This window comes from Ligilactobacillus murinus DSM 20452 = NBRC 14221, from assembly GCF_001591685.1.
GTDB lineage: Bacteria > Bacillota > Bacilli > Lactobacillales > Lactobacillaceae > Ligilactobacillus > Ligilactobacillus murinus.
Genome location: NZ_BCVJ01000057.1, coordinates 1 through 10,538, shown reverse-complemented (window position 1 = coordinate 10,538; position 10,538 = coordinate 1). Strand labels below are relative to the sequence as shown.

Here is a 10,538-nt window from a genome sequence, read left to right as displayed (position 1 = left end):
GTAGCCCACTGGCGTGCACTTCGCTGATATAATTTGCGATCCCATCAGCAGCACCACCAGTGAGGCCTCCCTTGCCACTTGCAAAAGTATTTAAGCTCTTTTGTGTTTTACGTAATAGATCACGCCGGCTATTCAAACCTTGGTTTGTCGCTAGCATGAATTCATATAGCTCCATGTAATTCATCTTAGTCATTTGCTTCACCTCCGACCCATTTTTTCGTCTAGTTCACGCATATTTTGAGCTACTTTTTCGATCCGCTTAGCATCATTTTTTACTAAAGCTCCGTATTTATGCAATAAATTATTGATCTGAGTATATTTTTCTCGGATCTTTTTAGGCGTTGGCGTGTTGATGCTACTGTTTGGATGACGCAAACCATCTTGCTTACCCGCCAAAGCATTGCCAGCAGTACTGATCTGTCGTACATTTCGATTGACCTCTCCTGTATTTACGCTGATCTTTGCCATTTATTTTCACTCCCTAGATGATCCAATAACTTTGCTTCTCTGCTCGTAAGCGTCGGATCGTGTTACTATAATCTTCAAAAGCATCTCCCATCAAAGAAGAGAGCCCCTTAACATCATCTTCCACATAGCCAACTTTTCGTTTATGTTCGCGATAAACATTGCCCTTCCAAACATTTTCACCACCATGTTCTAGCTTATTAGTCCGTAAACTATCTAGCTCCGCTTGCAGTGAGGTCAACTCTACCATCGCTTGCTTTAATCTTTCAATTTTTCGATCGATTGTTGCATTATGCCGATGGACCGCTTCGTTATGCTTAGCGACCTTAACAAGTCGCTCAGCGATCTCTTCTGGACTCATCTAGTTATTCTCCTTTATCAAATTTCTCAGACAAACCACTGAAAGGATCGACTGTACTTGAAGAATTTTCTGCAATCTTAGTGACCTTTTTAGGCTCGTTTTCCACTTTTTCTAATGCCTCATTGATCTCTTCAACCAAGAGTTCATCATCAGCATCTGTGTAGCCTACAGCAATTACTTTATAGACATCTTCGCTATTGAAATATACTAATTGTCCATCCACTAAACCTTCAGGATATAAGACTGCCCCATATTCGAAATATTTGACATCTGTTTCGTCCTCATTTGCAGGTACATAAACCGCACGTTGCGCGATCATGACCTTTTTGATCGAACCGTTTAAAATAACTACTGTCCCTAAGGGTAAAAAATCTACTTTTTCCATTCTACTGTTACCTCTTTCGTTAAACTTTTCCCGCCAAACGTACTTTGGCATATTTGGTTCCTTGCGATTCAAAATAATAAGCTTCATTACCTGCTAAATTCTTCTCTAATGATGACCCCATAACCTTGATCGTGTCCGTATCATTCAATCTAGCTGTGACAACTCCAGCTGTAATATTTTTACGCAATTCTTGAACATTTAAATCAAAGCCTTTTTCAATGTAGTTGATACTATCAGAAATGATAATGTATAAGCCTGCTCGCCAAGCTTGCTTTAAAGTCAAGATAAAGTTATCGATCGTCAAACCACTTTTTTCAAAGAACAGGCGCAAATTAGGAATATACATAAATATTTGTTCTCCCACAGCCTTACTCCCAGCTAGCTTCACATACTCAGCCAACAATAATTTCAAGCGCTCGATATCATCCCCCGATGCCGTATAAACTTCATCAAAGTTGGCATAGTTATCCGTATATACTTGGCCTTCAAAATCGACCAATACTGTCCTTTTCTTTGTATATTTCAGCAAGAATAATAAACTAGTATCTAACATTTGACGTTGTTCCTCAGTTCCATAGATCAATGTGAAGAAATGATGTCTTATAGGTTCAAAGCCTAGGGCCTCTGTGGTTTGAATATCAAATGTTAACGGTAACTCACCATCTACAAGTAGGTTCGTAACATCATCACGTTTTTCGAAGTACTCTAACCCAAATTGTAGTGGTAGCATCGGAATCGCTTTTGGCCGTTCACCAGTCCAAAAAGCATCCATTTTTTCGGCCAATGCTCCAATGTTTTTAATAATGCTCAATGAATCTTCACCTGTAGTTGGTTGATATGTTTGAAAGACATCAACTGCATCGTCGATCTCTACTTGTCCGCGTCCTGGAATAGGTGGTATTTGGATCCGATCACTACCTAACACTTCGATTAGATCATCATTATTGACTAGATAAAGCATCAATGCTTTAGAGATATTAGAGCGCATTCCTAAGCGATAAGCTGTCATCTGATTAGAACTCATTACTAGAAATACGCCTAAAGCAGCACCTTCGCGTAAAACACGATTGATCATACTGTCAACAACATCACGATCGTCATCTTCAATAAGCGCATCATAAGCATCGATCACATTAATACTCATTGCTAATGGTTGGTCAGCCATTGCTTCGTACTGTTCAAAGTTAGCGACACCATGTTCTTGAAATAAAGTTTTCCGCTGATCTAAAGTTTCGCCGATCCGTTGTAACATTTTGAAGAATTTTTCCTTTTCTTCTAGTCTTACGTGATCAGCTACATGCGGTAAGTTTCTCAAAGGCAATAAGCCATTATTCCCAAAATCAAGCAGATTAAATTGGACTTGAGCTGGAGAATTATAACGTGCCAAATTGAGCACTAACGTTTGTAATGCCGTGGACTTTCCGTAACCAGAACTACCAATAAAGACGGCTGGATTAAATTTCTCAATATCAAACAATAATTCCTTTTGCATCTGTTGCTCAGGTATATCTAACATTCCAAATGGCACTGCTAATTTTCGTTCTTTTTGCCATTCATTTACCCAATCTACTTTAGGCGTAACGATTTTTTCAGCTAGATCTGGTAACCATGGTTTCATCGGAAGAACAACTTGATCCTTCTCAGTGATCCTTGCTATTTCGTCTACAACTACTTCCAATTCTGACTGAACTTCCTCATATTCTGCCTGAACAACTTCACCTTCAGAAAGATCGGTATTTAACAATTCTGCTTGTCCTAAATGATTGATCAACCAGATCCGATCATCTGCTTTGGCAGCATTTTGGGCTTCGTCAGGAACGTATTTAGCACCACTATAAGCGGTTTGGAACAACTCATAGATCTCATTATTACCGACTTGGAGATAACCACGTCCAGGTAAGGTGATCGAAGCCGCATCTGGGGTTTTGATCACTTCTTTTGAATCAGCCGGTTCGGCCACTTTTAAAGCGATCTTAAAGCGTGAGTTCGACCAGATCTGTTCGTTGACGACACCACTTGGCTTTTGCGTCGCTAAGATCAAGTGTACCCCTAAAGAACGCCCGATCCGCGCTGTCGAAACTAGCTCATTCATAAATTCAGGTTCGTTAGCTTTTAACTCAGCGAACTCATCACTGATCAAGAACAGATGTGGTAACGGCTCAGTTGGATACACGCGATCAGTCGCACCCACTTTTCCTTTTTTATACAACTTGGTGTAACCGTTGATGTGGTTGACCCCAAATTCTCTAAATAAACGTTGCCGGCGCTCTAATTCAGCATGAATACTCTTCAAGGCTCGGGCCGTACTTGCGCCATCAAGATTAGTGATCGATCCCAATAAATGCGGCAGATCAGCAAATAAGTTCGCCATCCCGCCACCTTTATAGTCGATCGGTAAAAAGCCCACATCTTCGGGAGCAAAATTGACTGCTAACGACAAAATAAAACTCTGTAAAACTTCAGATTTACCCGAACCTGTCGTCCCAGCTAATAAGCCGTGGGGGCCATGTGCTCTTTCGTGTAGATTCAAGTTGACCACATCATTTTTACCCCGTACGCCTAAAGGTACTGCCAATGTCTTGGAGGTATCAGCTAGCTGCCACCGCTTTTTCACGTTTAGCTCTGCAACACGCTTAACTTGATACAATTGCAAAAACGAGATACTTTCAGGGATCGAGTTTTTTTCGACCTCAACGTGGCGTAAATTAGCCAAGCGCTTGATCGCTGCTACCTGTGTTATCTTTTTAGGATATGAATTCGGCACAAATTCTAGGTTCAAGTAGGTCTGGTCTTCATTGATCAAGGTCCCTAACTTTGAACTGTGATAATCAACTAAAGTCGTGACCGTTTCAGGCAACATTGCTGTAGTCTCTTTTGCCCAGATCACAGTCACACCGTAACGACTCATATCTTCCATCAAGAATTCATTTAAGTTATGCCCCGTCAACCATGATTCATCTTGGATCACTAAAACGATCTGGGGCTTAAAAAACATTGCTTCTCGAGAATTGCGCTGTTCTTTATACTCTTGGCGACGCTTGACTAACATTTGATACAGCGAGTTTAAGACCATATCACGGGTTTGGGCGTTATAGACGAGTCCGCGCAAGTTCAAACTTTCTAATTGAAAATGCGGTAACCACCGCCATTCCTGCCAATGATCTTGATATTCAGCTTCATTTAGCACGGCGACAAATTGAACATCGTGATACGAATGAAAAGCCGCCAATTGGAACAATGTTGTCTGTAATGCTTGGCGTAAAGCAGCACTATTGCCCGCTAATCCCAAGGTCGTTTGGCGCAACCCGATCGTTACGGGGACATCTTCGACTTTTTCGTAGGGTTCGATGATCTTTTGTTCAATGAATTTTTCTAATTTGCTCTTGATCTTAGCATCATTTTTGTCGTGCTCAAACTGGTAACTGATCGGCAGAGTCCCCTGACCTAAACTCAAGGTCAAAAAGTCATCATTACTGAGCATCCGTTCATACAAGCGCGGATCATAGTGATACATCATCGCAGCGATCTCTTCGGATGTAGGATGATCGTATTGCATCACGGCTCGTTGTTCTTGATTTAATTTAGCCAGCTGCCCCGTGATACTTAACAGGTACTGTTCATAAGCTGCGTTAGCCTGTTTATTTTGAGTTTGGATCATTTTTTTATTGGTAAAATAGCTTGAGATCGAGAAACCAGCGGTCAAGACACTAGCACTCCCCATCCCTAGCATCATCAAGCCATTGCCCCCACTCAATAAGCTGACTAATCCACTAGCTACGACCATTCCCAGGGGCGGAACGATCATTTGCATCAAAGCACCTTGGGGAGGTGTTTGTGGTGTCGGGACATTTTCTAAACGCAACTTTTGTTTAGGTTCTTGCAGATAGATCCGTGGACTTCGACGAAAATTAGGAAAATCAACGGGATATTCATGGTGGCGCTTAGTCGGTAATAATTTGTCGATATTTAACATGATACCTTGACGTAATGGCGTCAATTTAAGCTGCGCTTCCCGTAGTTCCAGCAATAATCCATCGACATACAATCTTGTTCCCAATTCCCATTTGGCTTTGATACGTTCACAAAGTTCATCGTGCCAATAAAGCTTGGCTCCATTACTAAAAGCTTCTACAAAATAGCCTTGCTTTGTAGGCGTGATCTTCACAAGTGCTGGGGTATCAAAAACGATATCTCCTGCTTCTTTAGCTAAAACCAATGGACGTGTCGGTAAAGCTGTCGTCAGGACCCGTAAGCGTTCAGACGCGATCACAAGCTGATCTGCCACTTCTTTGGCTGGCTTATCCGTTGTGGTCCAGTGTTTGAAGGTCTTCGTCAATTCAAAAACTTCACATGCCGTGGTAGCTTGTTGATCGATGCGATCATCGACTCGGTTAGTTGGATCAGCATACAGTTGCTCAATCGGCTTCAAATTCATTCTTCTCACCGCCTAGTTTTTTCAAGTATTCATTGATCTGTTTACGATATTTGCTTAATTCTGCTTGCTTTTTAGCCCCATCCATCGTGGTATTGTTCTTAGTCGCAGTGTAAAGTTTCGTATAGGCATGCAAGATATATTCGTCATCACCGATATTTTTAGCTAAACTCAACGCCTCTGTGTATTGCCCACGACCTATCTGGATCCAGTAGTTCAACTGGTTAGAGTTAGAATTTTGCGAGATATTTTTCAAGACTGCTTTTTTTTGCTGACTTGAAAGTGTATCAAGCTGGATATAACTGACCGCTAATACGTAGCGTGCGCTCTGGGGCAAGTGCTCCGGTGAATAACGCGCCAGCTCTTTAGTCGTATCAGCATAATTGTCATTTAAAAAACGCGCTTGTGCCGTTACGATATGCTCGGCTTTAGGCACTGTATAAAAACCCCAAAAAAGGGTCACGCCAAGTAAGATCACACTTATCACGCTACCAATGCCCGCGATCCATTTGAGCATTTGAAATTTAGTTTTTTTGACCGTTACTAGTGTCTTTTGCGCCACTTGCTCTTGGGTCATGACCTGTTGATCGACTAGGCTTTCAAGTGCTGTGATCGTAGTTGCTTTTGCTAATTGCTGGGCGAACGTATGCCGCAAAGCACCGGCACCATTGACTAACTTGGCATAATCTTGCTTAGGTTCAAGTAAATATAAGACCAACGCCCGAAATTGCTTGACTCTAAGTTCGGCTGTTTCTTTGAACGGCGCCACCGAAGACTTGAACCCCCGGTGTGCGACAACGATCCGTTGCCCGATAACAAAAAGGTTCTCAGGGACAATAAAAGGTTGTAACAACCCCGCTTGTTCGTCAACGACCCAATAAAGTTGGGGCAATAAACGTAAGACTGCCGCCCGGTCAAAGCGTTTAACATATTCTGTCAGCGCCAAAGCTTTTTCAGGAAGTTGATAACTCAAAGTCAATTGATCTTCGTTTGCTTTGAGTACTTTGCCGGGCAAATAATGTTCATCACCTGACAAAAAAAGTTTGTATTCGGCTAATTCAGTCAACCGATATTTGTCTGCGCCTAAGGTCACTTTGAGCTCAGACTTATTTTGTTTGAATTCAAGCTCAAGCTTGCCATCACTTATCATCGTCATTTTCTTTCCTCACGCTCACTTCAAATTGGTCGCCATTTCCCAAAGGATAGGCCTGTAATGGGACGTTCTCATCTAACGTCAATGCTTTATTTAGTAAGTGCAACTCAAATTTTGCTGGTAAATTCACATTAACAACGGCTAAAGCAGGTCCAAGTTGCTCAGCTAATAACTTTAACGTTGTTTTTTTAGAGACTTGCAGATCATAGACTGTACCAGCGTATTTCAGTCCGATCCTGATCAGTTGTTCGTCCATCGACTACTACTTTCCTTTCGTTTTACACGTCTTTTGGTGAAATATATCCCTAACGCACTTCCTAAAACTGCCATTATTCCAAATAACAGCGTGAACCACAGGTATTTAAGGCCCGCGATCTCAGTCGTTTCCACCTTTTTATCGCCGGGTACGATTTTTAGCTTAGAGCGTTTGGTAAATAGATATTTGTGTAAGACCTGCTGATTTTTTTGCTGGATCTGGTTTGTGCTGTGCTCACGGTGCGTAAAGATCTTTTTTTCAGCTTGAACTACGGGAGCACTAGCTTGCTTTTTTTGCTTTTTATTTTGACTTTCCATCTCGGGGGAAAACAGCGTCTTAACCCCATAATTTTGCAGGGTATCATCTTTATATCCATCATCATAGATCGCTTGTTCATTTAGTTCGAGGCTGCCATCATCGGCGGTCGCTGTCACAACCAAACCACCTAAAAATATCAGACAAGCTCCTAGACACACACAGACATTCTTAATTTTCATCATCGTTTTTTACCACGGTCTCATTTGTCAGTGGGCGCAAGAATAAGCTAGCCCCAAAGACTGCAACAGTCGCTAAGATCAGGCCTAATAAGGTCGCGATCCCAACTGTGCCTCCACTTACCAACGCCGTATAGCCAGCTTCGATATTTTGCAACGGTGAAAAGCGGTATAACACTTGAACAAATGTGCCCGCTTTGACTAAGATCCCTAAAAATGGTGTCAATAAGATATATAGACCTAAAACTAACCCAAAGATAAAGAGCGTTACTTCACGTTGTATCCGCGCTCCTGCTGTGATCAAACTCGTCAACAGCGTCATGATTGTGATCGCATAGATAAACCAAGCCGGTCTTGAGCCGATCCCCGGCACACTATACGTACTCAAAGCAAAGATCGCCCCTAAGCCCAAGCTGATCGCAAATGTCAAAATAACACTCGGTAAATTCAGCCATGCACGTGTATGTTCGATCAAAGCTTCTTGGTCTGAGATCGTCCGCTTAGGTAAATACTTAGCGATCCCCAAACCAATAAAGACTGCACTCAAGGCTCCGATCACTGTCATAAAATACGGTACTAACGAATGCTTTGGCATCGCCGTATATGAACCAGTAGCCTTGATCGGATTGGTCAAGAAATTATAGACCTTACTGTTGTCGGCTTCACCATTACGTGCATTTTGCATAACTGTATTGAATGCCTTAGCATAATCTTGATTATTATTGGCTTGCTTTTGACTATTCTTTAGATTTTGACTCAAGCTAGTCTTGATCCCTTCCGTTGTCTGTTGCAACTTGGTGGTATTATTCGTGAGATCTTTAATGATCGGCTGTAAACCTTTAGGATCGACCTTATCAGTTGTCGTCAATTCCTTTGTCCCAGTAGTCAAAGATGCTTTCAAAGTTTGATACTGTTGTGTCAACTGTTCAGGTCTCACCTCAGCCGTAGCACTTGCCATTGTCAGTGGTACGCTCTCTGGGGCTGACGAGTCAGTTTTAGCTGTATTGACCGCTAACTGGGCTTTGTTATACCACTCGATGATCCCAGCTACCTGTTCGAGATAGCTTTGTAAGCCGGCTTCATTCAAGCTTTGGCTGATCTCATTTAACGTCTTGATTTGAGCTGGGGTTTGGTCATCGAGTGTGAGCCGACCTGTTGCTTCACCTAGACGTTTGACTTGTTGGCTCAGTTTAGCGTATTGCCCCACTAATTGAGTGGCATATTGTTCTAGCTCAGGGCTAAGTTGGGCACTCTTAGTAACTAATGCTGCTAATGAATCAGGGCTTGCGACGATCTTAGCTTGTTCTTGTGTAGCTAAAAAGTTGCCCAGATCGTTTTCTCGACTATAAACAGCCATGACCTCATGTGCTAAAGCCAACGTTTGCGCTACATTTTGGTTCAATTCAGTGCTATTTTTTTGTGTGACTACTACGAAATGACCAGTATTTTGGACCTGACCATTGACGCTCCACTCATAATCCGTCGTTTCCTTGATCTGGTAGTCAACAGTCATTTCCAATGCATAATTAGCTGGAAGTGGCGTAACGCTCGGTGTCTGTGGAGATGTCTCTTCTTTAGCCGTTGAACTAGTTTCAGCTAAACTAGAGCTTTCAGCTGACTCACTGCTTTTTGAACTCGTTGTAGCTTCAGATTCTGACTCAGTCTTAGCTACGGCAGTCGTTGTTTGGGGCCGGGTAAAGCTGATTGTAAAACGCCCCTGGCTAACAGGAGTTATTTTGACGTCTTGATATCCCGCTTGTCTTAAAGTCGAAACAATATTATTTTGAGCCAAAGTTACCGCTGCTCCATCACCTTTTAGTTGGATCACATTGGGTTTATCCGCCGTTAGATTTAAAGTCACTTTAGCTTGGTAATTTTCTTCTTTAGTATTTTCTTTGAGATAAGTCACTGGCTTACCGTAATCGACCCCAAGATTTTTAGCATATTTACTCAAGATCTGCGTAGCAGCTTGATAATCTTTTTGATCTTGCTTAGACCAAAGATCTTTTAACTCGTCATCAGCTTGCGTCAATTCAGTTGCTACCCCTAGCTTGGATAACTTTTTCTTTAGTTGTGCTTCAAAAGCGGTCAAGATCTGCGTATTATTGCCGTTATCACCATTTAATTTTGCTTTTAGCGTGGCTAGATTCTCTTCTGCCGTCGTTTGGGTCAGACCGTACTCTTTTTCTAGCTGTTGTTGCAACGAATGCAAAGTTTGATACTGTTCATTTAACTGTTGCACTTGCTTAGCTAAAGCCGCCTGATCGTTAGAAACGACACCGACTAAAGCGCTCGAAGTATCATGGAGCGGTAAAACTGGAGCTGTATCTGTAAAATAATTGCCAACATTCAATTGATAAGCTGAATTCTTCTTGGTCAATGCCTCATAGAGCTTGATCTGCTCCTCTAACTTGTCATGTAAAGCGGTGCGAGCAGCTTGCTCAGCCTCATTATTGCTCGTTAAGTCTTGATTTAAGCCTTGTAATAATGCTTGAACACTGTGACTAAAAGCTTCATCTGCTTGAACACTTGCTTGCCGATCTTCATCTAAAACACTAGCTGTACTAAAGATCGTAGCAAATTGATCGTTTAAGCCTTGAAATGGTGCTTGGACTTGGCTGGAGAGATCGCTGACCTGATTTTTTTGCTGATTAGCGCCTCTTTCCATCGCAACTTGAGCGCTCCGCAAGTTACCGACTAGACTCGAAAAATACATCCGAACGACACGGTTATTAAAATAGTTGATCAAGCTGTCGACGTTGCGCCCGACGACTTGATTGGTTATCTCATTTTGCCCCTTGCGAACTCGGTAACTGATCCCTGCCTGCTTAGGATCGGTACTTTGTAAAGCTAAGATCCGCGCTGAGAAATTTTCTGGGATCACAACTTCAACGTCATAAGTTCCATCATTCATCCCTGCTTCTGCCATATCAAACGGGGCTGTTTGCCAATCGTGTTCTTTATCACGTGAGACTAGCTTTAAAAAGTCGGA

General features: G+C 42.2%; 9 protein-coding genes. All 9 read right to left on the bottom strand.

All coding sequences use genetic code 11. The annotated features are described in order from the left end of the window. Positions 1 to 193, bottom strand: a 193-nt coding sequence (locus LMU01S_RS08930) for an LXG domain-containing protein (RefSeq protein WP_156470405.1), incomplete at its 3' end; no start/stop codon positions are given. A gap of 5 nt (positions 194 to 198) precedes the next feature. Continuing rightward, positions 199 to 468 (bottom strand): TIGR04197 family type VII secretion effector, encoded by a 270-nt coding sequence (locus LMU01S_RS08925; protein ID WP_056959811.1) that lies wholly within the window; start codon positions 466 to 468, stop codon positions 199 to 201. A 13-nt stretch (positions 469 to 481) separates the two neighbouring features. Further along, positions 482 to 826 (bottom strand): hypothetical protein, encoded by a 345-nt coding sequence (locus LMU01S_RS08920; protein WP_056959813.1) that lies wholly within the window; start codon positions 824 to 826, stop codon positions 482 to 484. A gap of 4 nt (positions 827 to 830) precedes the next feature. Then, on the bottom strand, positions 831 to 1,211 hold the full coding sequence (locus LMU01S_RS08915; RefSeq protein ID WP_056959815.1) for a DUF4176 domain-containing protein: 381 nt from the start codon (positions 1,209 to 1,211) through the stop codon (positions 831 to 833). Positions 1,212 to 1,230: 19 nt separating this feature from the next. Beyond that, positions 1,231 to 5,646, bottom strand: coding sequence for a type VII secretion protein EssC (gene essC, locus LMU01S_RS08910; protein WP_056959816.1), 4,416 nt, complete (start codon positions 5,644 to 5,646; stop codon positions 1,231 to 1,233). Further along, positions 5,627 to 6,799 carry a type VII secretion protein EssB gene (gene essB / locus LMU01S_RS08905; RefSeq protein WP_056959818.1) on the bottom strand — a complete coding sequence of 391 codons (1,173 nt, stop codon included), beginning with the start codon at positions 6,797 to 6,799 and terminating at the stop codon, positions 5,627 to 5,629. The genes essC and essB overlap by 20 nt, the downstream gene beginning before the upstream one ends. Continuing rightward, entirely contained in the window at positions 6,783 to 7,052 is a 270-nt protein-coding gene (locus LMU01S_RS08900; RefSeq protein ID WP_056959820.1) for a hypothetical protein, read from the bottom strand. Before LMU01S_RS08900 ends, essB begins: the two co-directional genes overlap by 17 nt. Further along, positions 7,037 to 7,552 (bottom strand): hypothetical protein, encoded by a 516-nt coding sequence (locus LMU01S_RS08895; RefSeq protein WP_135998400.1) that lies wholly within the window; start codon positions 7,550 to 7,552, stop codon positions 7,037 to 7,039. The genes LMU01S_RS08900 and LMU01S_RS08895 overlap by 16 nt, the downstream gene beginning before the upstream one ends. After that, a partial coding sequence (locus tag LMU01S_RS10575; protein WP_061773573.1) for a hypothetical protein occupies positions 7,539 to 10,538 on the bottom strand: 3,000 nt, incomplete at its 5' end. The genes LMU01S_RS10575 and LMU01S_RS08895, both read right to left, overlap by 14 nt.